The sequence below is a fragment of the Acinetobacter sp. LF10 genome (assembly GCF_048585715.1).
Classification (GTDB): Bacteria; Pseudomonadota; Gammaproteobacteria; order Pseudomonadales; family Moraxellaceae; genus Acinetobacter.
Map to the genome: position 1 here is coordinate 892,262 of NZ_CP184160.1, position 24,390 is coordinate 916,651.

Consider the following 24,390-nt stretch of genomic DNA (forward strand, 5'->3'; position numbering starts at 1 on the left):
TGGAAAGTATTGCATGAAAATTATCGCAGATGAAAATTTGGCATTTACCGATTATTTCTTTGCGGAATTTGCAGAAATACAGCATAAAGCAGGGCGTACACTCACGCATGTAGATGTACAGGATGCAGATGCACTTTTGGTTCGGTCTGTGACCAAAGTGAATCATGCCTTAATTGATCAGACCAAGATTCAATTTGTGGGTAGTGCGACAATTGGTACAGATCATCTAGATATTCAAGCTTTGGAACAGCAGCATATTGCATGGAGTAATGCTGCGGGCTGCAATGCGCAAGCCGTTGCTGAATATGTGATTACTGCTTTATTGCATTTGAATATCGACTTATTAGAACAAGAGAAAGCTTTTACATTAGCAATTGTTGGCTTAGGCAATGTAGGGAGTCGACTCGCAGTGACGGCTCAATTGTTGGGTTGGAATGTGATTGGCTATGACCCTTATGTGCAATTAAGTCATATTGAAAATGTTTCATTTCATGAGTTGTTAAAACGGGCAGATGCGATTTCAATTCATGTGCCTTTAACCTTAGCTGGTGATTATCCAACGCAACACTTGTTTAATGATGCTACGTTTGCTGCAATGAAAGCATCCGCAATTTTGATTAATAGTGCGCGTGGGCCCGTGATTCAACAATCTGCATTGATGAGCGATATTAAAAAAAACAATCGTAAAGTTATCTTGGATGTCTTCGAGTTTGAACCAGAAATTCCTGAAATTTTATTAAATATGTTGGCTTTAGCAACCCCACATATTGCAGGGTATAGCCTTGAAGGCAAAGCGAGAGGAACGCAGATGATTTATGAGGCATTTTGCGATAAATTTTCTTATGAAGCCTCAAAGCGTTTTGAGAGTCAATTGCCTCAAGTAGAACAATATTTCGGGCAGCAGGATTTAAAAGCTGCGCTTAAACAACATCTCACTCAGATTTACGATATTGCTGAAGATGATAAACAATTAAGAGCTTGTATTCAAAATGCTAAAGTTGAACAAAAAGCATTTGATTTACTTCGTAAAAACTATCCTTTACGCCGTGAATGGGCGGCACACGGTGGACCAAAAGCATGAGCCAAGATATGAAATCCTATCAACCGACTTGTTCTATTGAGGCATTAAAAGCACGTGCAGAGATGTATCAAAAGATTCGTCAGTTTTTTGCGGAGCGTAAGGTATTAGAGGTTGAAACGCCTGTTTTGTCTCAAGCAGCTGTAACCGATGTTCATTTGGCATCTGTACAAGTACAACGTCATATTCATGGCAAATTAAATACTCAATACTTACAGACTTCACCTGAATTTCCAATGAAACGTTTATTGGCCAGTGGTAGCGGAGCAATTTATCAAATCTGTAAAGTATTCCGTGATGATGAGCATGGGCGTAAGCATAATAGCGAATTTACCATGCTGGAATGGTATCGACCAGGTTTAGATTTGAAAGGTTTAATGCATGAAACAGCAGATTTACTAGAAGTGTGTTTGGCACATCGTTTTGGTGAAGTTCGTCCGTATATTTTGAGTTATAAGCATGCTTTTCAAGATCGTTTAGATATTAATCCTTTACAAGCGACTTTAAAACAACTTAAAGAAACTGCGAATCGTGTAGGACTCAATCTTGATTTAGGAAATGATCGTTTGGGTTATATGGATTTATTGTTTTCGCATTTCGTTGAGCCAAGTTTAGGCTTTGATGCACCTGTATTTTTAACTGATTTCCCGCCTGAAATGGCATCTTTGGCTAAGGTAAAAACAGATGAGGATGGTGAATTAGTCGCAGCACGCTTCGAGGTATACATTGAGGGTTTAGAGCTGGCCAATGCCTATGATGAGCTTTTAGATGCCAAAGTTTTAGCTGAACGTTTTGATGCCGATAATATCGAGCGTGCTCAACAAGGATTACCCATTATTCCAACGGATCAACATTTGTTAGCAGCGTTACCAGACATGCCAGAGTGTTCAGGAATTGCACTTGGAATTGATCGTTTACTGATGGTTGCGATGAATAAGATGAAAATTGATCAAGTGATTACTTTCCCAGCGGAGATCGCTTAAAAACTTTGATCTTTACATGCTTATAAAAACTGCATCAATAATTGAATTAACTCACTTTGCCGATGCGTTTTGGTTTTCTTGAAAATCGCTTGTAGATGTTTTTTGACAGTATCAGCCTGAATATCGTGTGAGAGAGCAATTTCTTTGGTGGTTTTACCCTCAAGTAATTGCTCACATATTTTGTGTTCTACAGGTGTGAACATAAAAAGCTGAGTACATATTTCTCGTTGATATTTAGGTTTATGTTTTAAACCAGAAAATGTGGCGAGTAAAACTGGACGTAGACCAAAAATCTTGTGAGTTTTTTCTGGACTTAATAAATCCAGTGTTAAGAATAAATGATCATCAACCATCATAATTTTGCTACGTTCAGCGTAGCTTAAGTCATGATGGCGCTTATGTTGGCGTTCTAGCTCAATCAGGTTTAACTCAAATTGTTGTTGGCTACTATCATTAAATACAAAACGACGTTGTCTGATTTGGATCAGTTTACTATTTTCCAATAGCTGTTTTGCTTCTGTATTTAATTCAAGAATATCTCCATTCAAATTAATAATCGCAATTGGCTGATTCATTTTTTGAATTAATTGTGACCCGAGTAAGGTCATTGTCGAGTATTCAAAATGATGTCGATATTGTTGAATTTTCTGCTGTAGTATCGGTAATAATTCATAAATCGGTTGTAATTCAGAACAACTCAAAGCACCTCGTTCGGGGCTAGTCAAAAATGAAAGTATGATACAAACTTTATGATCATAAAGAATTTGTATTGCTGAACAAAAACGTAAATTTAGAGGTTTTAATACTTGTTGATAGACTTGAGTTTGAAGAATTTCATCTTCTGTGAAATGTTGAAAACAATGCATCCAACCTTGCATTGGAGCCACTAACATTTTGTTTAAGCGAGGATCATCATCTATATCTAAACGAATTTGTTTTAGTGCGGCTTGTTCAAGTTGATGTTCATCAAAATCAACGCCATGATGAACACTAAAAGATAGCGCTTGTACTTCAAGATCAACTGCGAGTAGTTGAGAGGCTTGTAGATTAAAATGTTGATTCAGTTGTTCTAATAAAATAATCCAATCATCAGCATGCTGCACCTTATTTAAGATTTCCATGACAGTGCTTTGTTGGCTTAGATCCATTCAAAAATCTCATTAAAATAAATAGAATACATTTCCATGTAGTTTATATGGGTTTTAATTAAATGAAATCAGTAACTGAAATATATTCTAGTTTTATTTATACAATTTGATGAGATGAATCATTTGAAAGAAAAAATTGAAAGAAAAAATTGAATAAACTTTACGGTTTGATAAAAATGCCTAAGCCTTATCAAAGCCTAGGCGAGATTGAATTTAACAACGTCCTTTTTTAGCCTGTCCTGGAGGACAAAAATCACCATGACGATCATGGTGATTGTCTGGGTCAACAATCCACACTGCCATGAGGAGTATGCACTGCACAGGCAGATAAGCTAAATGTGATTAAAGTACTGAAGCAAAGCGGTATTATTTTCATCATTACATCCTATTTTTATTGCTTTCTTATTTACTTTAAATTGATCCAAACTTTTCGACTAGCGTAATGACGCATGTTTTGAATAGAGATTTGAATCATTCGACTGTACGTAAAATAGTTCTAAATCCCACATGGGTTGCTGCCAAATCAAACTCTTGTGGATAACGACTACTGTTTCGATAGCGGGCGCAAAAGTTGGAGGCACATAGAAAAGAACCACCTTTGAGTACATATTGCGTTGCGGTACTATTTTTTTGACGCAGTTCCGCATAATTACCCATGTGTTGATCATGTGCGCCGTGATAAGCAGAAGAGGTCCATTCCCAGACATTGCCAATCATATCGAATAACTTAAAAGCATTAGAAGGATAACAGCCGACAGGCGCCACACTTTGAAAATGGTCCTCAACGCTATTCTGGAAAGGAAACTCACCTTGCCAATAATTGGCTTGTGGATGTTGATGTGTATCTTGTGGCGCTTGGTGTAAAGGAGTATCGCTTTTCGAACCTGCTTTGGCGGCATATTCCCATTCTTGCTCAGTAGGTAAATCCCGACCTAACCAAACAGCATAGTGCTCAGCATCATTTTTAGTGACATAGCGAACAGGTTCAGAAGGAAGAGGGGCTTGACCTGCTGCACCATTAGGATTTTTCCATGTGTAATCTGCTTTGAGTTGCCACCATTGGTTTGGAGTGTTCACATTCGGTGAAAATACCGCAGCCTGTTTTTGTTTTTCTGCATCGGTGATGTAGTTTGTAGCTTTCACAAAACTAGAAAATTGGGCAACCGTCACTTCAGTTTGGTCGATCCAAAAACCATCTACTTGACGTTGTGGTTTGCCAAAATTCAATTCATCAGGATAGGCAAGATTTGAACCCAGTTGAAACGAACCTTTAGGAACCCACACCATCCCAGAGGTTTTACTGTTTTGCCATGCATTGGGTAAGCCTGAATATTGTTGGCATTGTTGTAATGTGCCAAGTTGTGTCTGTGTCTGTGTCTGTGTCTGTGTCTGTGTCTGTGTCTGTGTCTGTGTCGTGGTTTGGGTATGTGGATGACGGCTATCAGGCGTAACTTTACTACAGCCTGTCACAAGGGACAGGCTACAGATTGATGCGAATAAGAAAATAAACTTCATTTAATGTTGTATTCCTTGACGCCATTTTGTTGGGTGTATTGGTTATATACCGTGACAAGTTCTTGTAATTTGGTTGGATTATCCTGAGCAAGGTTTTGCGTTTCACCTCGATCATTTTTGAGGTTATACAATTCCCAAGACCCAGTTCCTAGCTCTGATTTGCCTTGTAATGCAATTTTCCAGTCGCCTTGACGAGCATATTTACTACCATGTAGTTCATCTGCGAAATTAAAGTTCACTGGGCGAATGGCTTGGGCTTTATTGTCGAGTACAGGTTTCCATGAATAACCGTTTGGCGTATTGATTTGACGGCCTTTGTATTGACCTTGTGGGACGGCAATATTTGCGTAGTCGAGCACGGTTGGGAACACATCCAAGACTGAGGCAAAACCATGATGCGTGGCTTGAGCCTTGGTTTGGTAGGGTAGTTTCACGATTGCAGGTGCGGTAGTTGCACCTTCGCCCGCTGTATCTTTCCATAAATGAAATGGCGCAGCGCTGACTTCTGCCCAACGTGGTCCAACATAGTGATAAGAGTTCGCTGCACCGACATTACTGGTACTGTTATCAAAACCTGATTCCGCTCCATAATTGCCACGAATAAAGCCTTCTGCACCATTATCCGAAACGAAGAAGATTAAGGTATTGTCATATAGATTATTACGTTTCAGATATTGAATCACACGACCAATATTGGCATCCAAATTTTCGACCATGCCTGCATAGATTTCCATTCTGCGCGCTTCTAAAGCTTTTTGCTCAGTTGAAAGCTCATTCCACTTGCCATATTTTTGCGGTACATTTTGTGTGGCGATTGGTTCAGCTGCTTTAAAGTTTGCTGGAATTAATCCGAGTTGTTTTTGACGGGCTATGCGTGCATCGCGGATTACATCATAGCCTGCATCATAAACCCCACGATAACGGTCACGATATTCAGCGGGTGCTTGCAAAGGCCAATGTGGTGCGGTGTAAGCAGCATAGGCAAAGAACGGCTTGCCTGAGTTTTTACCTGATTCTAGATAGCTGATCAGTTTGTCGGTGAAGTAGTTGGTAGAGAAGAAATCATCAGGTAAGGATGAAATCGAAACTTGTTTGCCGTCTTCTGTATAAGTTGCATTACGCTTATAGGCATTCGGTGATTGTTTAAAATGTAGGTCTAAGCCTTGTAATAGGGTAAATGAATGATCAAAACCTTTGGCATGTGCATTGGTTGCATCGGTTAAACCCAAGTGCCATTTACCACTGATATAGGTTCGGTAGCCATTGTCTTTCAATACTTCTGCAATAGAGAGAGAACGCTCATTCAAATAGCCCTCATAACCAGCTTGACCTTTTAGATGCTTAGGTGTGAGTTCAGCCATTGCACCAATTCCCGCTAGATGATGGTCAGTCCCCGAAATCAATTGCGAGCGTGTTGGTGAGCAGGTCGGGGCAGTATGATAATCCGTTAAAATACGACCTGCTCGGGTTAGTTCATCAATATTTGGTGTATGAATTTCCCCACCAAAAGCGCCTAAATCGGAATAGCCCAAATCATCTGCCATGATGAACAAAATATTGGGTTGCTTCTTGGTTTCAACCACAGTATTTGAATTATCAGAATCATTGCTGCAAGCTGAAATTGACAAGCTAAATAATGCAATAGAAAGTGTGCTAAGGAGACTGTTACGAGACATTAGAATCGACTTAATTTTATAGAAGAATTATGGCGAGTTTAGAGCGATGATTTTTATGATAAAAATAATTAAAATTTGATTATTAATCTAAAAAAAAGAAAAGCCCCAAAAAAGGGGCATGTATGATAAAAATTAAAATGGTATTTGAGTGAGTTGATTTAAAAAGTGCGGCAGCACTTTAGGTTCTAATAAAATTGTCATGACAACACCATACGCTGCTCCCCATAAGTGAGCACTATGGTTGATATTTGTGTTGCCTCTTTTGCCAGACCAAATACTATAAGCGACATATAAAATGGCAAAAATAATCGCAGGAACGGGAATAAAGAAAACGAAAATGAGCTTCCATGGTTGAAACAGAATATAAGCAAATAATACTGCAGAAACAGCACCAGACGCACCTAAACTTGCCCAACGAATATCATGTCGATGTTTTAAATAGCTTGGTAAAATTGCTGCAATTAACCCACCTAGATAAAATAAGACAAAGCCTGTGTCATAAAAAAACTGACGATAAAAGCTTTCTATAATATTGCCAAAGAAGAACAGTGTGATCATGTTAAAGAGTAAATGAGTACCATCAGCATGAACAAAACCATGTGTGATAAAGCGGTCATACTGTCCACGTTGCAGTGCAGGTGGCCAAAAAATTAAACGATTCATCACCGTTTGATTTGAGAAGGCTAACAAGGAAATCGCAACTGTAATGATGATCAGTGTCACAGTATGACTAAAGGGTAGATGTAACATAAATGTTTTAAAATTGATCAGTGTCTTAGCAATAATGCCATCAAAAACTTAATAAACAATGATCTTGCATAGAATTCCTACAAAAATGGTTGATTTTTTTTTATTACACTCCATCTTCGGTTAAGATAACGACATCAGCTTGAGGAATATTGTTATGTCGACTGAGAACACCAACACTGCCATTGCAGAAGAAATCCCAAACCTTTTGATTACTCCATCTGCGCAAGAGTATTTAAGTGATTTATTATCAAAGCAAAATACTCCAGGGATTGGCGTTCGTGTTTTTGTAGAGCATCCAGGTACACCGCGTGCAGAATGTTGTATGGCATATAGCGCACCTGATGAAGTGGTACCAACAGACTACAAACAGGAATATCCTGATTTTCCTGCTTATGTTGATGCACCATCCATTCCATATTTATTAGATGCTGTCATTGACTACAACAAAGATCGTTTTGGTGGTCAATTAACTTTCCGTGCACCAAATTCGAAAGTGCCGCGTGTTGGCCCAGATGCGTCAATTGAAGAACGAATTACCTATATTTTACAATCTGAGATCAATCCAGGTTTAGAAGGTCATGGCGGTAATTGTAGTTTAGTTGAAGTGAAAGATGATCCTGAGCATGGGCTTACTGCTGTATTAAAATTTGGTGGTGGTTGCCAAGGTTGCTCAGCAATTGATGTTACCCTTAAACAAGGTGTTGAAACGACATTACAACAGCATGTTCCAGAATTAAAGCGTGTGGTTGACCAAACTGATCACTCTCAATCAGAAGGTGCGTACTTCAAGTAATAAAACTTGAAATTTATTGCATTATAAAAGCCCTGAATAGGGCTTTTTTTATTATTCATTTAATCAAATTTTATTTCATCGTTATGTTCATGAATGTCTGAGCTAAATAAAATAATGAAAATACAAATAATAATTATTATCATTTATATTGAGTTTTATTGTTTCTTTGTTAGAATCTAGCGTAGTTTTTTAGCAAATCTTATGATTTATCTTAATTAGGTGGGAATATGTCTAATAAAATAGCACGCCATACATTACTCGCGACTTCGATTCTGAGTGGCATGATGACGTTTGCATATGCAGCAGAAACTACAGTTAATCAAAGTGGATTGGTTGAAAAATCAAATGAAAACGATGTTGTTAAACTAGAGACAATTGTTCTAACAGCAGAGGAACAAATTAAACAATCTCTCGGAGTTTCTAAGATCACTGCCGAAGATTTAGAAAAAATTCCAGTACGTAATGATATTTCTGAATACGTTCGTCGTATGCCAGGTGTTAACTTAACAGGGAATAGTGCAACAGGTCAGCGTGGAAATAATCGTCAAATTGATATTCGTGGTATGGGGCCTGAGAATACACTCATTTTGATTGATGGAAAGCCTGTTTCCTCACGTAACTCTGTACGCTATGGTTGGAAAGGAGAGCGTGACACACGGGGAGATTCAAATTGGGTGCCAGTAGAAGCAATCGAGTCTATTGAGGTTTTACGAGGTCCAGCAGCAGCTCGTTATGGTTCTGGAGCGGCGGGTGGTGTAGTCAATATTATTACTAAGAAAGTAACGAATGACACACATGGTTCCATTGAGCTATATAGCAATCAACCTGAAGATTCAAAAGAAGGCGATTCTACTCGAGCAAGTTTCAATCTAAGTGGTCCAATCATTAAAGACATTTTATCTTATCGTTTATATGGTAATTACAATAAAACTGATGCAGATGCAGTAGATATTAATAAATCAATTGGCAGTCAGGCTGCTGGTCGAGAAGGGGTTAAAAATAAAGATATTGCTGGGCGCTTAGCTTGGCAAGCAACTGATGAACAAACAGTATTGCTTGATATTTCTTCTGGTCGCCAAGGCAATATTTATTCTGGAGACTCTCAATTAAATTCAAATGCAGAAACCGATCCAATTCTTTCTCAACTTATCGGGAAAGAAACCAATACCATGTATCGAGATAGCTTGGCGCTAACTCATGAAGGAGATTGGGATTGGGGCAAAAGCAAATTGGTTGCGCAGTACGATAAAACACGTAATAAAAGACTTCCAGAGGGTTTAGCAGGAAGTGTTGAAGGAAAAATTAATAATTTAAATGATCGTGTTACATCTAAACTAGACACTTTTAGATTGAATGGTGAGCTAAATATTCCACTTGAGTATTATCTACCCCAAGCATTGACCTTAGGTGTCGAATGGGTGGAAGATAAATTCACTGATCGGACTTCTACAATACAAGGCAAGGATCAAAGTGGTGCTGGCTATGGAGATCAGCTTGCTAAAGGTGATCGTAGTAAAATGGAATCACGAATTGCATCGGCATATATTGAAGATAATTTCAAACTTACAGATATGACCGATGTTGTGGTCGGTTTACGTTTTGATGATCACAGTAAATCAGGCTCAAACTGGAGTCCAAGTTTAAACATAACGCAAAAACTAAATGATCATTTTACTTTGAAAGGGGGGATTGCCAAAGCCTATAAAGCCCCGAATATGTACCAAAATGCTGAAGGTTATTTATTAAGTACCAATGGTAATGGTTGTCCAGCAAATATTGCTTCGCGCTGTTTATTACAAGGTAATGGCGATTTAAAACCAGAAACTTCAATCAACAAAGAAATTGGGATTCAATTCCAAAAAGATGTTGTGAATGCTAGCTTAGCTTGGTTCCGTAATGATTATAAAAATAAGATTGTTGCTGGAACAGACATTGTTGGGACTGTGAATGGTTCAAGTACAAGTGCAAATGGAGGGGTTACGCAAACGACTTGGAATATTCTTCGTTGGGATAATACACCAGAGGCATTGATTCAAGGGTTTGAAGGGAGTTTAGGACTAGATTATGGCAATATCCGCTGGACCAACAATTTCACTTATATGATGGACTCTAAGGATAAGAAAACGGGAAATCCTTTGTCACTTGTTCCAAAGTATACGATTAACTCAATTTTCGATTATGACATTACGGATCAATTGGATGTGAATTTTGTTTACACTCAATATGGTCGTCAAAAATCACGTCAATTCGCAGAAAATAGGATTGAAGCAGGTGTGGGTTCAGGTGGTACAAGTAGTGCGATTAAGCCAAGTGATGTAAAAAGTTATAGCTTAGTCGGTTTAAATATGGGCTATAAATTTAACAGTCAATTCAGCACTCGTCTTGGTGTAAGTAATTTATTTGATAAACAAATTTTAAGAGATAGTAACTCAATCAGTCAAACATATAACGAACCGGGTCGGGCTTATTATGCAAGTTTAAAATATTCATTCTAAGCAAACAACGATAAAGCAAGGCACTTTAAGTGCCTTGTTTTTTTAGTATTTCATTGACTTGTTCTGAGTAATAAAATTTTTCTAGATGTGCACGTGCACGTTGTTTTAAATATCCAGTTTGAATCACTTGCTGTAGCACGGGCGTGATTAAGTTATTTAATTCATTCTGAATTAAATCTTCATCAATATTTAGATCACGGAGTAACAAATCGAAAGTTCTCTCTTGGTTTCTTGCGTACCACGCATAGACTCCATCATGAATCTGCTGTTTTAAGTAAGGGGTTTGGCGAATATGATCCCAAATTTCATGACCCATCCCAACTGTTGTCGGTAGGTCTTGGACTTCGAAATAATGGCGCAATACTGAGATCGGCATGAGTTTAATTTTATGCCAAATATTCGCTTGGAAATGATAGAGCTTGTCATCATTAAAATGTTGATTTAAAACTCTTTCACTCATTTGGCTGATCTTTAAAATATTCTTTTGTAAATAATGTCCAATGGTTTCATTGAGATTTGAATCTGTGACTGACTCTAAAACGGATTTGCCCATTTTCATAAAATGTCCCACACCAGGAACACGTTTAGACATGACTGAATTATCTAGATAATCTTGAATTGAATGCTGGATAAGCTGCGTAATCAAGGCTGAAAAGGCTGGATTATTGACGATAGTTTGAATTAAACGTTGCCGATGTCCAGCTTTTCCTGCGACGTATTGTGCAATTGAGTCGATGGTCAATACAGGAATAACCTCTTCAATCCTGGTGGTATCATTGAGTGGATGAATGAGAGCGAAACGAATATGTTCAGCAATTTGCTCAATTAAAAATGAACTGGCTGGCGTAGCGAGAATTTGTTTCTCGATCAGTTTAAAAATCTGTTCAAATGACCAAATATGTTGTAGCTGTTGCAAGCGTAACCAATGATAGAATTGCTTAAACTCATATTGAATGGTTTCTGATTGTGAAAACTCTTGATCTAAAAAATCAAGTTGTGCATCAATTAGCTGTTCTATCATTGGATGTTTAGACATAAAACCTCAAATTCTTACTAAACTTATGGAGATGGTGCAGTTGCAGGCTTTTGTGTTTGCACTTTATTCAAGAATGGCAAATATTGTTGAACTACCAATTGATCTGCTTCCAAGATTGGCATATGTCCCACATTATCTAAAATCACAGGTGCTTGCGCATTTTTCAATAATGATTTTAACTCAGGTGCTACTTCGACATTAATAATTTTATCTTGCTTACCCCATAAAATCAGGGTGGGAGCATCAATTGATTTTGCAAGCAGAGCAAAAGAATCTGGAGTAAACAATTTATTGAGTGCGATCACTTGATCTACCATCTTCTGTGTTTGCTCAACTTGACCAATCATCATTTTTTCCTGTGCTTGAGCAATTTCTTTTGGAATAAATGGCGGAGCATACATCGCCTGTTGCATCAAGAAATTAAAGTCACCTTTTTTACTGACGATCATATTTTTCACATGGTTCGGATCTTTGAGATAAGGTGTTGTTGCTGACTTATATACACCTGCCGCATCAACCAAGAATAGGCTTTTCGTTTCAAAAGGATATTGACCTGCGTATAGCATTGCAATCGATCCACCAAGTGAGTGACCTGCAATATGTGCTGGACCTGTCAAATTTGCGGCTTCGATAAAACGACGTAATTTTTCAGTCACATTCGGAACTGAATAATCAAAGTCTTTAGGAACTTGCGTTTCGCCACTTGCAGGTAAGTCAGGGATAATAACATGGTAATTTGCCGTTAATGCATGTGCGACACGATTCCAGTTATCACGACTACCTGCTAAACCGTGAATTAAAATGACGATCGGTTTTCCTGCTTGACCACCTTCACTATATGACCACGTAATATCGCCCACTTTTAATGTCTTGGTTTGTAAGCCAGCCCAAGTACGTTCTTGTTGTAATAAGTTTTGAAAACTCATTTCTATTTCAGCAGCTTGAGTAGAACTTACAGCAATTGTTGCTAAGCTGAATGAGAGCAAAGTGGCAGTGATCGTTTTTCGGAATGGTGTTGAAAACAGTGTTTTGGTCATGATTGTTCTATCCTTGATTTATTTTTAAACCAATTGATTATTGTAGAAGTTTGGAGTGGAGTCATTTGCATAATCTACAGATGTATGGAAATTCTTGCCAATGAAATGATTATTTTTCCATTATTTTTCTTGATATCAGGACACTCAATTGTCTGAGAGTTTTTATTTTTGTCAGTGACAATCTAGCATCCCCACATTAAACTAGTTTTTCATGTCAATCATAGATGGATGTACGCATGCTCACCGCTCAAGAAGCCTTAGAACGTTTAAAATCTGGTAATGCTCGTTTTGTTAAAGGGGAAACGACCCAGCAAAAATTGCTCACTCACCAAGAGCGTGCTGAAATGGCAAGTGAACAAAATCCTTTTGCTATCGTCTTAGGATGTTCTGATTCGCGTGTACCTGCCGAAATGGTATTTGATCAAGGTTTAGGTGATTTATTCGTTATCCGAGTTGCTGGAAATATTGTTGCACCCTCTCAGGTTGGTAGCGTTGAATTTGCAGCAGAGCGTTATGATTGTGCAGTCGTCGTCGTATTAGGTCATAGTCACTGTGGTGCAATTCAAGCAACCATTGGTACTCTAATGAATCCTGATCAACCGCCGTCATCAAATTTGATGTCGATTGTGAACCGAGTACGTCCTTCAGTAGAAATTTTGATGCAAACTGACTTAAAAGATGATTTGAAAAAATTATCTGCACATGCAGTTCGCTCAAATGTATTTGCTTCTGTTAATCAATTACGTCATGGATCAACCGTGTTAGAAAACTTAATTGAAAAAGGTAAAATGATCGTGGTTGGGGCAGAATATTCGCTTGAGACAGGTGAAGTGACATTCTTTGATTTTTAAAATGCTATAGGGAACGATGTTCATCGTTCCGTTAATGAAAAAAACTCGGTAGATTAACAAAAAGTTAATCTACTATTTTAAATAGCTCTAATCGTTTACAACAGATTAATTTGAATCCTTTCGAGCAATTCATCTTCTAAAATTTCAAAGTTTTTAATTTGTGCTGTGTGTGTTTTCATCAAAGGATGATCCACATCTATGTGATCTAAACCATCTAATAAACGTAATTTATTAATCACATGTATTTCTAAAGGCAACAAAGTGAAAGGAGGACTAATAAATTTTGGAGGATACTCACGTTTATCATTATCAATCAATTCTTCACAATGTAACTCCGATATTTCTATCAAAGAAGGAGACAAAGATATGGAGTCTTTAGACCAATTTTCTGTTAAATATTGAAAACTACCTTTCATAGGTAGCTCAAAAGGCAAAGCTTCATTAATCCAATGATAATAAGACCACAAAGAGAAATAATCATAGCTTAGAGGGAAATCGGATATAGCCTTTTGCTTTAAGCAAAATTCGACTTGTCTAGCCATTTTTTTTGCTAAATTCTTATTATCAAGTAAAATAGCCCAGAAAAGTAAGGCTGAGAAACTTGAGAAATATCCTTGAAACTCATGTACATTCATTTTATCGATAGGATTTCTCTTAAAATCATTTAGCTGTAACTCAACAGCAACCTCCATATACATCAATGAAAGGTTCAAATGATTTATTGCATGCGGATTTAAATTATGACTTTCTATTTCCTTAAATGCCATTTGTGCAAATGATACGGATATACCAACCACATTATTTTCATAAAGAATATTATTACTATTTAAAGCATCTAAAACATATTTTTTATTTAATTCTAAAATATCATTCATCCCCTCAAAACTATAAGATTTATATGCCTTTAATAACTTCTTCAACTCATTTAATGCTTTCATAAAAAACCTCTGCCTCGTTACACACTTGCAGGACGAAATGCTAAACTGGTTAACGATATGATTTTAACTGAGATTTTATCCCTGTAGGAAATGATAGCAATCGTTTGATTAATGCAATACGGCAGAATTTGATATTTACAACGCCCCTTTAATATAGGGATAAGCCAAATTTAACAGGATAGGTTGGGCTTTGGCGTTTGGGTGAATTTGATCATTTTGGATTAAATGTTTATGTCCCGCGACACCTTCGAGGAAGAAGGGAAGTAATTTGATTTTAAATTGCTGACTTACAACTTTATAATTATTTTCAAAAGCTGTGCTATAGGCTGTTCCATAATTTGGTGGTATTTTCATACCGAACAGTAAAACTGAAGCTTTCTGTTTTTGGCTGAGTTGTACCAATTGTGCTAAATTTTTTTGAATCATTTGGGGCGGTTGACCACGTAAGCCATCATTTCCACCTAACTCAATTACAACAATTTCAGGCTGATAAGTTTGTAATAATTTAGGCAATCTTGCCAAAGCACCACTTGTAGTTTCACCACTGACGCTTGCATTGACCACTTTATGCTGTTTCGGATACTGTTGATCTAAACGCTGTTGTAATAGGTTTACCCAGCCTTGTTTGGCATCTATGCCATAACCTGCACTGAGACTGTCACCCAAAATTAAAATAGTCTTTGCTGAAACGAGTGTTGGTAATACGCCAATCGTGATGATTCCAAATGTTTTGGATAGCGAAAATAAAACTTTAGATATTTGCATTGCACTTCAAATTTGTCCTAAAGGATACGTGACATCATGCCACAACCGATTATTTCTGCCCAAAAAGTTACACAAAATATCCACATTAATCAGCAAACATTAACCATTTTGAAAAATATTGATTTAGATATTTATCAGGGGGAACAGATTGCGATTACGGGGCGTTCAGGTTCTGGAAAATCAACATTATTAGGCATTTTAGCGACGCTTGATCGACCAAGTATTGGCGAGTTATGGGTCTGTGGACAAGCGGTGCATACTTTAACTGAAGAACAGCGTGCTCAAGTTCGCTTAGAAAACATTGGTTTCGTGTTTCAATCTTTTCAGCTTTTACCACAGCTTAGTGCACTCGAAAATGTGATGTTACCCTTACGTCTTCAACCTGATTTCAATTTTAAGCAAGCTGAAAAAAAGGCATTGCAATGGCTAGAGCGTGTTGGATTAGTTCGCCAAGCACAGCAAACGCCTAAAGTTTTATCGGGTGGTGAGCAACAACGTGTTGCAATTGCACGGGCCTTAATTGCTGAGCCTAAGATTATTTTTGCAGATGAACCGACAGGTAATCTGGATGGGCAAACCGCAGCAGAAATTGAGCAACTGTTATTTGATTTAAACAAAGAGTTAGGAACAACTTTAATTCTTGTAACGCATGATCAAAGTTTGGCAGCCTTGTGTCAACGACATGTCAAATTGCTTGATGGTCAAATCCAAGAAATTGTAAAAGTGCAGGAGGGCGTATGAGTTCAGTCCTCAAGCCACTGCTTTTGCAAAGCTTCCGTACAGGAGGATTGTATTTATTGATCATTGCTCTGTCTTTGGCAATCAGTGCCACCACCGCATTAAAATTTAGTAATACTCAAGTTCAAAATGCCATTTCATTGCAAGCTGCTGAAATGCTGGGTGCAGATTTAGTTTTGTCTGATAATGACCCTATCCAATCAAAGTGGATACAAAAGGCCCAACAACTTCATCTAAAACAGACACCTGTCACTTTGTTTGGATCAATGGCACATACCCAAGATCAATTTGTGATGGTCAATGTCAAAGCTGTCGATGAACATTTTCCGCTACGTGGTAAATTAGAGATCCAACCGAGAGCGAAATCTATTCAACAAGGTGAAGTTTGGTTAAGTCCAAGAGCAATTGATCTATTAAAAGTAAAAGTGGGGGATCAGGTTGCAATTGCTGATGGCAAGTTTAAGGTCACAGGTATCATTGAGCATGATTCTAATCAGGAATTGGGCTTCTCAGGTTTTTCTCCAACTGTGATTATTCATCAAGCAGATATTGCGAAAACCAATGCCATTCAGGTTGGGAGTCGGATTGATTATCGTCTGTTGATGGCGGGTGAGCCAAAACAAGTTGAAACATTTAAGACCGTTTTTAAACAAGAAACCAAGCATGAATCTGATCCCAAAGTTGATCAAAATCGTGGTCAGCAAGCAGAGAATAGTGAACAAAGTTCATTGAAACTACGTGATGCGAGTCAATCCAATACTCGTTTGATGAAACCCATTGAAAATCTGGATACCTTTCTACAGCTTGCCAACCTTTTAACGATTCTGTTGTGTGGGATTGCGATTGCTTTAACTAGCCAACGTTATGTGCAACAAAATCAGGATCATATTGCTTTGATGCGTTGTCTCGGTGCGAGTAAACGACAGATATTAGTCGCTTATATGATATTGCTTGCGATTGTCAGTGCCTTATCAATTGTGATTGGAAGCTTAATCGGAATTGCGTTGGGATATGGTTTGTTGCAATTGATGTTGCAACTGATTCCACAATTACAACTCAGCTTTGCTATTGCTGATTTGCTTATAGCATTACCCATTGCAATTTTTACTAGTGTTATGGTGTTAATTGGTTTCATTTTGCCAAGCATTTGGGAGTTACTGAATACGCCACCAATTCGTGTTATTCGTCAGCAAGAGCGTTCACGTAAATCCTATATCATGATGTTTAGTGTCGGTATTGCGAGTTTGGTCATATTTAGTTTGGTGCTGAGTGATAATTTAAAATTAAGCTTATTGGTCTTATCTGCCATATTAGTACTTTGTGTGACTCTATTTGCTGTGATTTGGTCATTACTGAGAGCAATTAAGCAGTTGAAACATCCCTTATCTGCTTATGTTCGAATCCCACATCAGACAGCCTTGCAAATCACAGCACTTGCATTAGGTCTCAGCTTAATAACGGTTCTAAGTGTTTTAAGAACGGATTTATTAGAGCGTTGGCAGCAGCAATTGCCTGAAGGTACACCGAATCAATTCGTCTATGGTTTACCTCCTTTTGATATGCCACAGTTCAAACAACAGCTTGAGCAGAATAAGTGGCAAACGACGCCTCTTTATCCCAATATTCGGGGGCGATTAGTTGCTAAAAATGGACAGGCATTTAGCACTGAATTGATTCAACAAAATAATTCTTTACGGCGTGAGTTGAATTTGACACAAGCGGAACTTTATCCAAAAGATAATCTTATTACTCAAGGGAATCCAAAGTTTACCCAAGTTGGACAAGTGTCGGTAGAAGAAAAATTGGCTACTGAGTTAGGGATCAAAGTCGGTGATCAGCTGAGCTTTAGCTTAGCTGAAGGATCATTGAATGCCAAAGTGATTAACCTACGTTCAGTTGAGTGGGAGAGTTTTAGCCCTAATTTTTTCTTTATTTTTTCGCCCAAAACCATGGATGAAAATGCAGGAAGCTATTTAGGCAGTTTTTATGTTCCTACTGCAGATCAGCCGAAAATGGTACGCTTGATTGAACAATTTACCAATACTGTATTTATTGATGTGGGGCGTGTTTTAGATGAAGTGAAACGTTTAATGAATATATTGGTTCAGGTGGTGACAGTCTTGGCAATATTGGTTGGTTTGTCAGGTATCTTGGTTTTAATTGCTTGTCTAAATGTTTTAATGGATGAGCGTCGTAAAGAAGTGGCATTATTACGATCTTTTGGTGTCGCAAAAAATAAATTAAAACAGATGCTCAGTTTAGAAATCGGTTTTATTGGCTTGGTGGCAGGAATTGTGGCATGCCTTTTTGCTGAAGCGATTAGTGCGATTGCCAGTTACAAGATGCAAATGGCAATTCAATTTCATCCTGAAATTTGGTTAATTTTACCGCTCAGTATGATGCTGTTATGTATGTTGATTGGTCGATACCGACTCAGTTATTTATGTGATATTCCACCGTTACAGAGTTTGAGAGAGATGAACCAATCTTAAAAACTTAACTGGTTTTGACGCAGGATTTCACTCCATAAGGGATGAAGTCCTGTGCTTAACTCATTACAGTAAACATAAAATCCGAGCGTTAATAAACTAGCTAAAACCAGTGCAATGATTTGTAAGATAACTGGATGCTGAGTTTTATGACTGAAATACCAAGAGCCTGCAAGTAAAGCACCCATGATCATTCCACCGATATGTGCTGCATTATTAATACCTGAAACAGTAAAACCAAAGGCAAGGTTGATAGCCATAATCAATAATAATGACTTTTTATCTAACCAAAAACGTTGTTGGGGCAAAGGTGGAAATAAAGAAACAGTTGTGAGTGCAGCACCTAAACCCATCACTGCACCAGATGCACCAGCACTGATATGTGGAATGAGGGACGATTAAAGTCCCGCAAGGCGATCGAAATGTTGTAATAATTCATAACCGTCTCGAATACTGAGATAACTGGAAAGAACGCTACCCATTAAACCCGCGAGAAAATACAGCGCAATATAATAACGACGACCAAAAAGTGGTTCAGCAACACTCCCGAAAATATACAGTGCCCACATATTCAGCATTAAATGGATCAGACCGAAATGGAAAAACATACTGCTAAACAGACGTTCGGGCTGTCCAGAGAAGGTGAGTGGTGTAAAATCTGCTCCCCAAGTAATTGCATCCATAGGGGAAGGGTCGGTAATATTCACACCTGAAAGAATTTGCCAGCCAAATAAACCAACATTGATGGCAATTAATAATGCTGTAAACCACCATATCTGTATTTGCAACTTTTGAGTAATTTGTGGTGGAGTGGTTTCAGTCATATGTTTATGCAAGTTATTACGATATAAAAATAGCTTAGCATGAATTTGTTGCCCAAGGAGTGATGCGCTTTAATGAAAGCCTTTTTAGCACGTGCAGTGATGTTGATTATCGGTATCATTCTTCTCATTCAGCTTTGGATTTTTAGTAGCTTGGTGTGGTGGAGAACGCAGCCTGTTGAAACAACGATGTTTATGCGTTGGGATTACCTGACTGACTTTAAGCCAATTCAACAAGACTGGCGTGATTATGATGATATTAGTGATAACTTTAAGCATGCAATTTTGGCTGCTGAAGATGCTAAATTTATTCATCATCATGGTTTCGATTGGGCTGGGATTCAATTTGCATTAGAGCGTAATAATGAAAAAGGGGAAGTCGTTGCAGGCGGTTCCACGATTTCTCAACAGCTCGCAAAAAACTTATTCCTTTATAATCAGCGTTCATTTATTCGTAAGGGGCAGGAAGCTGTTGCTACATGGATGATGGAACGTATGTGGTCAAAACGTCGAATTTTAGAGGTTTATATGAATTCGGTCGAGTTTGGTCAAAATATCTATGGTGTTGAAGCTGCTGCACAATTTTATTATGGTAAGAGCTCGAAAAGTTTAACGCGTGAGCAAGCTGCTTTTTTAGCTGCTTTACTACCAAATCCTAAGTATTATCAAGACCATCGTAATGATCATAAGTTACAGTTTCGTAAGCGTGTGATTTTAAGGTATATGAATAGTACACAAATTCCACAATAATTCAGATAAATTAAAAAAAGCTCAATATTTTTGGGCTTTTTTACCAAATTGACATAATTTTGCAGCATACTTAAACCGTGTTTTGATGAATGATAAAGCGACAAGGTTCAGTATGAATACTGCAGTGACGACAACAACGCCAATAGAATATACTTATAATGATCGATATATAAATCGTGAACTTTCAATTCTCGATTTTCATTTACGCGTACTTGAGCAAGCAGTTGATCCTCTCCACCCATTATTAGAAAGAATGAATTTCCTGCTTATTTTTTCAAGAAATTTAGATGAATTTTTTGAAATTCGTGTTGCAGGAATGATGGAGCAATTAACTTTAGGCAATGAAAGTCGTACACCAGATGGTTTGACCCCTAAGCAAGTGCTCGATCAAATTTCTAAAACAGCACATGCTGCAATTGAACGACAATATCGTATTTTAAATGAACAAATTTTACCAAAATTGCGTGAGGAAGATATTTGTTTCTTACGTCGTGGCGAATTGACCCCAGCACAATCTGCATGGATTAAAAAATATTTCCAAGAACAAGTTGCACCCGTTTTAACACCGATTAGTCTTGATCCAGCACATCCATTTCCACGTTTAGTCAATAAAAGTTTAAACTTTATTGTAACGCTAGAAGGTAAAGATGCCTTTGGTCGTCAGATTGATCTTGCGGTTGTGCCTGCACCTCGCTCTTTACCCCGTGTGGTTCGTTTACCCGATGAGCTTACGGATGGTAAAGAGCATCATGTCATGTTATCTGCCATTATTCATGAACATGTTTCAGATCTATTCCCTGGTATGACGGCAACAGGTTGTTATCAATTCCGTGTGACGCGTAATGCGGATTTAGCCTTAAATGAAGATGTTGAAGATTTAGCAAAAGCTTTAAAAGGTGAGTTGAGTTCACGTCGTTTTGGACGTGCCGTACGTTTAGAAGTTACGCATAATTGCCCAAAGCATATTTATGAATATTTGTTGGATGAATTTGATTTAGAAGAAGAACAGCTTTATCGCGTAGACGGTCCTGTAAATTTGGCGCGATTACTTTCTAATTTTAAACGTCCACATTTACGCTATGACTCACATACACCAGTCGTTCCAAAAGTATTTAAGAAGACTGAAAGTATTTTTGCTGCGATGCAAAAGCAAGATATTTTATTGCATCACCCATTTGAGTCATTTGCACCTGTAATTCAATTATTGCGTGAAGCAGCACGTGATCCGCAAGTTTTGGCAATTAAACAAACACTTTATCGTAGTGGTGCAGACTCAGAAATTGTTCAAGTCCTTGCCGAAGCAGCGCGCAATGGTAAAGAAGTCACTGCTGTGATTGAGTTACGTGCTCGTTTTGATGAAGAGTCAAATATCGAAGTTGCCAATGTGCTGCAAGAAGCGGGTGCTGTCGTTGTATATGGTATTGTCGGCTATAAAACCCATGCCAAAATGATTTTAGTCGTGCGCCGTGAGAATAATAAATTGGTGCGTTATGTGCATTTGGGTACAGGTAACTACCATGCGACCAATGCACGTATTTATACCGATTATGGTCTAATGACTACAGATAAAGATTTGTGTGAAGATGTACATCGAATTTTCCAAGAGCTTACGGGCATGGGAAAAATGGCAAAACCGAAAAAGTTATTGCATGCACCATTTACATTACATGCTCAACTAATCAACTATATTGATGAAGAAATTGCGAATGCCAAAGAGGGTAAATCGGCGCAGATTATTGTAAAAGTGAATGCGTTAACCGAAGTACAACTCATCAATAAGTTATATGAAGCATCGCAAGCAGGCGTACAAATTGACTTAATTATTCGTTCAATTTGTTGCTTACGTCCGGGTCTTCCGAACTTGTCAGAGAATATTCGTGTTCGCTCAATTGTGGGAAGATTCTTGGAACATACACGAGTTTATTATTTTAGTAATAATGGTAATCCTCGTATTTATTGTTCAAGTGCAGATTGGATGGACCGTAATTTATTTAATCGTGTAGAAGCATGTTTCCCGATTGAAGATCCTGCACTGAAAAAGCGTATTTATCAACTTGGTTTAATGAATTACCTTAAGGATAATCAGCAAGCGTGGTTATTACAAGGTGATGGTGTCTGGGATCGCGCTAAACCAGCACAGGGTGAGGAACCGCACAACGCGCAACACACATTACTTGATGCGATTAAATAGATCTAAAAAACCGACCTTAAGGTCGGTTTTTTGTAAATATAGATTAGTTGGTTTTAATTTCTAAGACCAACTGATTGACTAAATCGGCAGCTTCCAACTCTCTAATTTGTGCCACATTGCTCCCTGCCCAAAATGCACCATAACTAAAATCTTGGTGGGTATTTGCAATGCTCATTAGTTGTTTAGCTAGATCATAAGTATAAGGATAGGCTGGCGTTTGAGGTCGATTTGGTGAGTCAATCAGTGTGTGCCAAGTCCCCACTAAACCACGTGCTGGACGACCCGATAAGCTTGAACTGATTTGTGTAATCGTTTGACTAAATAAAGCTTTTCGATAGGCTGCATTCGCACTCGAACTTTTACATTGCACAAATGCTGTACCCAATTGAACAGCAGCAGCACCTAATTTCAACATCGATTTTGCTTGATCACCATTCATAATACCGCCAGCAGCTACGACAGGTAATTTACAATGTGTTGAGATGAGTTGTACGAGATCACTGGTTTTAATGGCTGCATCAAAAGTTTGATTGAAAATACCCCGATGTCCTCCAGCTTCAATCCCTTGAGCAATAATAATATCAATGCCAGCAGCTTCGATTGCCTGAGCCTCGATGAGATTGGTTGCAGAAACCATGGTGATAATTCCAGCTTGCTTTAATGCCTGAATTTGATGAGGGTGAGGAATTCCAAAATGAAAACTCACAGCTTTGGGGCGAGTTTCAAGTACAACATTCAGGAAATCATCATTATCTAAAAAGCTTGGATAAATACAATCCAATTCAGTCGGAGGTTCTGCTCCGAATTTTTCAAACTCAGGACGAATATAGTTAATCCATTGTTGAGCAACTTCTGGATCGAGTTGTTCTGATTGATGGCAGAAAAAATTAACTTGAAAAGGGTGGTCAGTCAGTTCTTGAGTTTTAATAATTTGTTGTTTTGCTGTCTCTGCTGAATTTGCCCCAAGTCCCAAAGAACCTAAAGCACCTTGATTTGAAACTTCAGCAGCAAGCTCTGGTGTTGACACACCAGCCATTGGGGAAAGAAAAATCGGATGCTTTATTTCTAATAATTCTAAAATTGACATGATTTATATACTCTTTAGCTTTTCCATCACCATAACGTAAAAACAAAAAGCCCTGCAAATAATAATCAGTATTTAATTATTGAATACTAATCTTTTTAAATACCGAATCACACAGGAATTAAATGGCAGTTACATGGAATAATGAGCCGACCCAACTTGAAAATGCCATGGCTAAAATACCCCATAAAGTAATACGTAGACTACCTTTTAGCATCGATGTTCGAGCAAAATAACTGGATAACGCTCCCAATAATGCGAGTGAGACGATACCTGTAATTAAAACTGAGCGAGCGACCCATGAACTTGGGCTGAGTAAAATGGCAAGCATAGGAAGTACAGCACCACATGAAAAGGAAGCAGCAGAAGAGAGCGCTGCTTGAATAGGATTCGCAGCAGTATTTTCATGTATGCCAATTTCATCACGGGCATGTGCCCCAAGTGCATCATGTTCAGTGAGTTGTATGGCAACTTCATGTGCCAATTCAGGTTTTAGACCTCTCGAAATATAAATTTCAGTCAGTTCTTTCAACTCTGCATGTGGATTTTTTTCAAGTTCAGTTGCCTCAAATTTTAAGTCTGATTTTTCAATATCTTCTTGAGATTTAACCGAAATATATTCTCCAGCCGCCATCGAGGTTGCACCTGAGATCAGTCCAGCAATACAGGTGACCAAGAGTGTTTGCGAACTCGCACCACTGGCTGCCATCCCCATAATTAAACTTGTGACAGAAATAATGCCATCATTTGCGCCAAGCACGGCAGCACGCAGCCATCCTGAGCGTTGTATGACATGGAGTTCTTGATGGTGTGACAAAGACATAATGGCTCTCTTTTTATATATGTAAACGTAATTATTGGGGCAAATAAATGAATCATTATGAGCAGAATTTTATGACGATTCATCAACTTAACTTACTTATAAAGTAACTTATTTTAACGATAGCGTGATGATGATTTAGTTATGATATGTGAATAGTTTAAAATTTTTATATGTGTGAAATTGATTTTGTATCAGCTATCGAGTTGGTATTTTGAGTTGAGATCGGCTTTATTGCACCAATATTTAAAAATGCGCCTGCAATCAATAACAAAATTAAAAAAATCCAACTGCCTCTGTAACTCGTAGGTAACCATTCATATTCATAAGCAACGATACCCATAAATATTTGAGCTGCGATAGTCCATAAGATGAGTGCTGGTGCTGGATTCTTTTGCATAGCTATTTTATTTTAATGAATTCTTTTCTGAT

At 38.0% G+C, this 24,390-nt stretch carries 19 protein-coding genes and 3 pseudogenes; 9 read left to right on the forward strand and 13 right to left on the reverse strand.

What is annotated here, in order from left to right:
* Positions 1-13 precede the first annotated feature (13 nt).
* Both ACN19N_RS04320 and epmA read left to right on the forward strand, forming a co-directional pair.
* Positions 14-1,081, forward strand: coding sequence for a 4-phosphoerythronate dehydrogenase (locus ACN19N_RS04320; protein ID WP_420002027.1), 1,068 nt, complete (start codon positions 14-16; stop codon positions 1,079-1,081).
* Positions 1,078-2,061 (forward strand): EF-P lysine aminoacylase EpmA, encoded by a 984-nt coding sequence (epmA, locus tag ACN19N_RS04325; protein WP_420002028.1) that lies wholly within the window; start codon positions 1,078-1,080, stop codon positions 2,059-2,061. Before ACN19N_RS04320 ends, epmA begins: the two co-directional genes overlap by 4 nt.
* A gap of 20 nt (positions 2,062-2,081) precedes the next feature.
* Here the strand turns inward: epmA and ACN19N_RS04330 are convergent, their stop codons facing one another.
* The 5 genes and pseudogenes from ACN19N_RS04330 to ACN19N_RS04350 all read right to left on the reverse strand — a co-directional run bounded on the left by ACN19N_RS04330 (position 2,082) and on the right by ACN19N_RS04350 (position 7,150).
* Entirely contained in the window at positions 2,082-3,209 is a 1,128-nt protein-coding gene (locus tag ACN19N_RS04330; protein ID WP_420002029.1) for a helix-turn-helix transcriptional regulator, read from the reverse strand.
* 213 nt (positions 3,210-3,422) lie between these two features.
* Positions 3,423-3,585: pseudogene (locus ACN19N_RS04335) on the reverse strand (hypothetical protein).
* 95 nt (positions 3,586-3,680) lie between these two features.
* Complete coding sequence (locus tag ACN19N_RS04340; protein ID WP_420002030.1) at positions 3,681-4,724, reverse strand: formylglycine-generating enzyme family protein; 1,044 nt, start codon at positions 4,722-4,724, stop codon at positions 3,681-3,683.
* Positions 4,721-6,400, reverse strand: coding sequence for an arylsulfatase (locus ACN19N_RS04345; RefSeq protein ID WP_420002031.1), 1,680 nt, complete (start codon positions 6,398-6,400; stop codon positions 4,721-4,723). Before ACN19N_RS04345 ends, ACN19N_RS04340 begins: the two co-directional genes overlap by 4 nt.
* Positions 6,401-6,532: 132 nt before the next feature.
* On the reverse strand, positions 6,533-7,150 hold the full coding sequence (locus ACN19N_RS04350) for a rhomboid family intramembrane serine protease (protein ID WP_004663327.1): 618 nt from the start codon (positions 7,148-7,150) through the stop codon (positions 6,533-6,535).
* 154 nt (positions 7,151-7,304) lie between these two features.
* Between ACN19N_RS04350 and nfuA the strand changes: the two genes are divergently transcribed.
* The gene (nfuA, locus tag ACN19N_RS04355; protein WP_004663326.1) at positions 7,305-7,943 is read left to right on the forward strand and encodes a Fe-S biogenesis protein NfuA; all 639 of its coding nucleotides are present in this window, start codon (positions 7,305-7,307) and stop codon (positions 7,941-7,943) included.
* Positions 7,944-8,170: 227 nt separating this feature from the next.
* Complete coding sequence (locus tag ACN19N_RS04360) at positions 8,171-10,438, forward strand: TonB-dependent siderophore receptor (RefSeq protein ID WP_420002032.1); 2,268 nt, start codon at positions 8,171-8,173, stop codon at positions 10,436-10,438.
* A gap of 25 nt (positions 10,439-10,463) precedes the next feature.
* Here the strand turns inward: ACN19N_RS04360 and ACN19N_RS04365 are convergent, their stop codons facing one another.
* The gene (locus tag ACN19N_RS04365) at positions 10,464-11,474 is read right to left on the reverse strand and encodes a hypothetical protein (RefSeq protein WP_420002033.1); all 1,011 of its coding nucleotides are present in this window, start codon (positions 11,472-11,474) and stop codon (positions 10,464-10,466) included.
* A 23-nt stretch (positions 11,475-11,497) separates the two neighbouring features.
* Positions 11,498-12,511, reverse strand: coding sequence for an alpha/beta fold hydrolase (locus tag ACN19N_RS04370; protein WP_420002034.1), 1,014 nt, complete (start codon positions 12,509-12,511; stop codon positions 11,498-11,500).
* A gap of 236 nt (positions 12,512-12,747) precedes the next feature.
* Between ACN19N_RS04370 and ACN19N_RS04375 the strand changes: the two genes are divergently transcribed.
* Positions 12,748-13,362, forward strand: coding sequence for a carbonic anhydrase (locus ACN19N_RS04375; protein WP_269229843.1), 615 nt, complete (start codon positions 12,748-12,750; stop codon positions 13,360-13,362).
* A gap of 95 nt (positions 13,363-13,457) precedes the next feature.
* Here the strand turns inward: ACN19N_RS04375 and ACN19N_RS04380 are convergent, their stop codons facing one another.
* Entirely contained in the window at positions 13,458-14,300 is an 843-nt protein-coding gene (locus ACN19N_RS04380) for a hypothetical protein (RefSeq protein ID WP_420002035.1), read from the reverse strand.
* Between the two features lie 135 nt (positions 14,301-14,435).
* Positions 14,436-15,065 (reverse strand): arylesterase, encoded by a 630-nt coding sequence (locus ACN19N_RS04385; protein ID WP_420002036.1) that lies wholly within the window; start codon positions 15,063-15,065, stop codon positions 14,436-14,438.
* A 36-nt stretch (positions 15,066-15,101) separates the two neighbouring features.
* Between ACN19N_RS04385 and ACN19N_RS04390 the strand changes: the two genes are divergently transcribed.
* Together ACN19N_RS04390 and ACN19N_RS04395 are read left to right on the forward strand one after the other, a co-directional pair.
* Positions 15,102-15,806, forward strand: coding sequence for an ABC transporter ATP-binding protein (locus ACN19N_RS04390; RefSeq protein WP_420002037.1), 705 nt, complete (start codon positions 15,102-15,104; stop codon positions 15,804-15,806).
* Positions 15,803-18,295, forward strand: coding sequence for an ABC transporter permease (locus ACN19N_RS04395; RefSeq protein WP_420002038.1), 2,493 nt, complete (start codon positions 15,803-15,805; stop codon positions 18,293-18,295). The genes ACN19N_RS04390 and ACN19N_RS04395 overlap by 4 nt, the downstream gene beginning before the upstream one ends.
* Here the strand turns inward: ACN19N_RS04395 and ACN19N_RS04400 are convergent.
* Positions 18,292-19,116 (reverse strand): annotated as a pseudogene (locus tag ACN19N_RS04400) (rhomboid family intramembrane serine protease). The gene ACN19N_RS04395 and the pseudogene ACN19N_RS04400 sit on opposite strands and share 4 nt — an antisense overlap.
* A gap of 72 nt (positions 19,117-19,188) precedes the next feature.
* Between ACN19N_RS04400 and mtgA the strand changes: the two are divergent.
* Together mtgA and ppk1 are read left to right on the forward strand one after the other, a co-directional pair.
* Positions 19,189-19,863: a monofunctional biosynthetic peptidoglycan transglycosylase gene (gene mtgA / locus ACN19N_RS04405; protein ID WP_004663315.1), complete on the forward strand. Its 675-nt coding sequence runs from the start codon at positions 19,189-19,191 to the stop codon at positions 19,861-19,863.
* 112 nt (positions 19,864-19,975) lie between these two features.
* The gene (gene ppk1, locus ACN19N_RS04410) at positions 19,976-22,054 is read left to right on the forward strand and encodes a polyphosphate kinase 1 (RefSeq protein ID WP_269229848.1); all 2,079 of its coding nucleotides are present in this window, start codon (positions 19,976-19,978) and stop codon (positions 22,052-22,054) included.
* 43 nt (positions 22,055-22,097) lie between these two features.
* Here ppk1 and ACN19N_RS04415 read toward each other — a convergent pair whose 3' ends face one another.
* The 3 genes and pseudogenes from ACN19N_RS04415 to ACN19N_RS04425 form a co-directional block, all read right to left on the reverse strand.
* Positions 22,098-23,141, reverse strand: a complete 1,044-nt coding sequence (locus tag ACN19N_RS04415; protein ID WP_420002039.1) for an NAD(P)H-dependent flavin oxidoreductase — start codon at positions 23,139-23,141, stop codon at positions 22,098-22,100.
* Positions 23,142-23,259: 118 nt separating this feature from the next.
* The gene (locus ACN19N_RS04420) at positions 23,260-23,961 is read right to left on the reverse strand and encodes a VIT1/CCC1 transporter family protein (RefSeq protein WP_420002040.1); all 702 of its coding nucleotides are present in this window, start codon (positions 23,959-23,961) and stop codon (positions 23,260-23,262) included.
* A 235-nt stretch (positions 23,962-24,196) separates the two neighbouring features.
* A pseudogene (locus ACN19N_RS04425) lies at positions 24,197-24,358 on the reverse strand (hypothetical protein); the annotation flags it as partial.
* Positions 24,359-24,390: the final 32 nt, after the last annotated feature.

Excerpts from the sequence above, each read along its gene's own strand:
- ACN19N_RS04375 (WP_269229843.1), top strand. The coding sequence starts at position 12,748 with ATGCTCACCGCTCAAGAAGCCTTAGAACGTTTAAAATCTGGTAATGCT.
- ACN19N_RS04385 (WP_420002036.1), bottom strand. The coding sequence starts at position 15,065 with ATGCAAATATCTAAAGTTTTATTTTCGCTATCCAAAACATTTGGAATC.
- ACN19N_RS04345 (WP_420002031.1), bottom strand. The coding sequence starts at position 6,400 with ATGTCTCGTAACAGTCTCCTTAGCACACTTTCTATTGCATTATTTAGC.
- epmA (WP_420002028.1), top strand. The coding sequence starts at position 1,078 with ATGAGCCAAGATATGAAATCCTATCAACCGACTTGTTCTATTGAGGCA.
- ACN19N_RS04320 (WP_420002027.1), top strand. The coding sequence starts at position 14 with ATGAAAATTATCGCAGATGAAAATTTGGCATTTACCGATTATTTCTTT.
- mtgA (WP_004663315.1), top strand. The coding sequence starts at position 19,189 with ATGAAAGCCTTTTTAGCACGTGCAGTGATGTTGATTATCGGTATCATT.
- ACN19N_RS04330 (WP_420002029.1), bottom strand. The coding sequence starts at position 3,209 with ATGGATCTAAGCCAACAAAGCACTGTCATGGAAATCTTAAATAAGGTG.
- ACN19N_RS04390 (WP_420002037.1), top strand. The coding sequence starts at position 15,102 with ATGCCACAACCGATTATTTCTGCCCAAAAAGTTACACAAAATATCCAC.
- ACN19N_RS04340 (WP_420002030.1), bottom strand. The coding sequence starts at position 4,724 with ATGAAGTTTATTTTCTTATTCGCATCAATCTGTAGCCTGTCCCTTGTG.
- ACN19N_RS04415 (WP_420002039.1), bottom strand. The coding sequence starts at position 23,141 with ATGTCAATTTTAGAATTATTAGAAATAAAGCATCCGATTTTTCTTTCC.
- ppk1 (WP_269229848.1), top strand. The coding sequence starts at position 19,976 with ATGAATACTGCAGTGACGACAACAACGCCAATAGAATATACTTATAAT.
- ACN19N_RS04370 (WP_420002034.1), bottom strand. The coding sequence starts at position 12,511 with ATGACCAAAACACTGTTTTCAACACCATTCCGAAAAACGATCACTGCC.
- ACN19N_RS04395 (WP_420002038.1), top strand. The coding sequence starts at position 15,803 with ATGAGTTCAGTCCTCAAGCCACTGCTTTTGCAAAGCTTCCGTACAGGA.
- nfuA (WP_004663326.1), top strand. The coding sequence starts at position 7,305 with ATGTCGACTGAGAACACCAACACTGCCATTGCAGAAGAAATCCCAAAC.
- ACN19N_RS04380 (WP_420002035.1), bottom strand. The coding sequence starts at position 14,300 with ATGAAAGCATTAAATGAGTTGAAGAAGTTATTAAAGGCATATAAATCT.
- ACN19N_RS04360 (WP_420002032.1), top strand. The coding sequence starts at position 8,171 with ATGTCTAATAAAATAGCACGCCATACATTACTCGCGACTTCGATTCTG.
- ACN19N_RS04365 (WP_420002033.1), bottom strand. The coding sequence starts at position 11,474 with ATGTCTAAACATCCAATGATAGAACAGCTAATTGATGCACAACTTGAT.
- ACN19N_RS04420 (WP_420002040.1), bottom strand. The coding sequence starts at position 23,961 with ATGTCTTTGTCACACCATCAAGAACTCCATGTCATACAACGCTCAGGA.
- ACN19N_RS04350 (WP_004663327.1), bottom strand. The coding sequence starts at position 7,150 with ATGTTACATCTACCCTTTAGTCATACTGTGACACTGATCATCATTACA.